Annotated in this window: 1 protein-coding gene and 1 pseudogene; both read left to right on the top strand. The window is 79.0% G+C overall.

Going from position 1 to position 1276, the window contains the following annotated elements; translation table 11 throughout:
* Positions 1-990, top strand: a pseudogene (locus tag CTKZ_RS21850) (hypothetical protein); the annotation flags it as partial.
* Positions 990-1276: hypothetical protein (locus CTKZ_RS20885; RefSeq protein WP_200829865.1), on the top strand; the 287-nt coding region annotated here is incomplete at its 3' end. The pseudogene CTKZ_RS21850 and the gene CTKZ_RS20885, both read left to right, overlap by 1 nt.

Here is a 1276-nt window from a genome sequence, read left to right as displayed (position 1 = left end):
TCGTCGCGCCGCGTGCTGGCGGCCGTCGTCGTCGGGCTCGCGACGGCGGCGACCATCGTCGCCGTGCCGCTCGTCGAGCAGGCCGTCGCGGGCGCTGCCGCGGTCGCGGTCCTCGCGCTCGTGCTCGCCGCCGTCGCGGCCGGCCTGGGGCGTGCGGGCCGCCGGTACGCCGGCCTGGTCCTCACCGCAGCCGTGGTCGGTGCGGGCGTCCCGTTCGCCGCGCTGCTCCTCGCGACCGGTGACGTGGCGCTCGCGGAGGCCGCGACCGCGGGGTCGCTGCTCGCGTGGGTCGCGCTGGGCGCAGGCGCCGGGATCGGCCGGTCCGACCGAGGCGCCGCCGTCGGGGCCGTCGCGGGCATCGTCCTCACGACGCTCCAGCTCGTGCTCGGTGCGCTGCTGCCGGAGGTCCGGGCCGATGCGGCCATCGCGGTCGTCGCGGTGATCGCCTGCGGCCTGCTGCCCTGGTGGGCGATGACGACGTCCGGGCTGACCGGCCTCGACGACGCCGCGCTCGACGGGACACCCCCGCGCCGTCCCGCCGTGCGTCTCGCGCTCGGCGACGCGTACGCGGGCCTCACCTGGAGCACCGTCGCGGTGGCCGTCGCGGCGGCGACGTCGTGCGCGGGCCTCATCGCCTCCCGCGACACCGGCGCGACCGTCCTCGCCGTCGTCGCGCTCGTCGTGCTCGCGCTGCGCACCCGGAGCCTCCCGCTGCGGCCGCAGGTCGCACTGCTGTGGGCGGCCGTGGTCGTGCCGCTGCTCGTCGGCGTGCTCGGTCCGTGGGGCGGTGGCGAGCCCGCCGCGGCGGCCGGTGGGGCGCTCGCGCTCGCCGTGGTCGCGGCAGCCGTCGCGGGCTTCGACCCGTCGGGTCAGCAGCGCGCCCGCTGGCGGCGGATCGGCGACCTCGCCGAGCTGCTCGGAGTGCTCGCGATGCTGCCCACGCTGCTCGGGGTGCTCGGCCTCTACGCCGACCTGCTCGGGACGTTCTGATGGCCGGTGCACGGCTGCGTGAGGTCGCCCGGCTGACCCTCGGGGGCTCGACCGGTCTCGCGCGGACGCTCGAAGAGGCCGACCAGGGCCTGCGTCGCGCGGTCTCGACCAGCCGACGCGTCGCCGTCGTGCAGGCCGACGGCGGTGCGGGTGCGACGACCACGCTCGCGGGAGCCGCCACCGCGCTGGCGCAGCGCCGGCCGGCCGCCGTGCTGACGGTCGACGCCGCGGCCGGTGCCGCCGCCCTCGTCGCGGCGACGCGTGCCCCCGAGCCGCTGCCGTGGAC

Source organism: Cellulomonas algicola (assembly GCF_003851725.1).
Lineage (GTDB): Bacteria > Actinomycetota > Actinomycetes > Actinomycetales > Cellulomonadaceae > Cellulomonas > Cellulomonas algicola.
The sequence above is the reverse complement of the archived record's forward strand: the minus strand, read 5'-3'. Positions and strand labels throughout refer to the sequence as shown.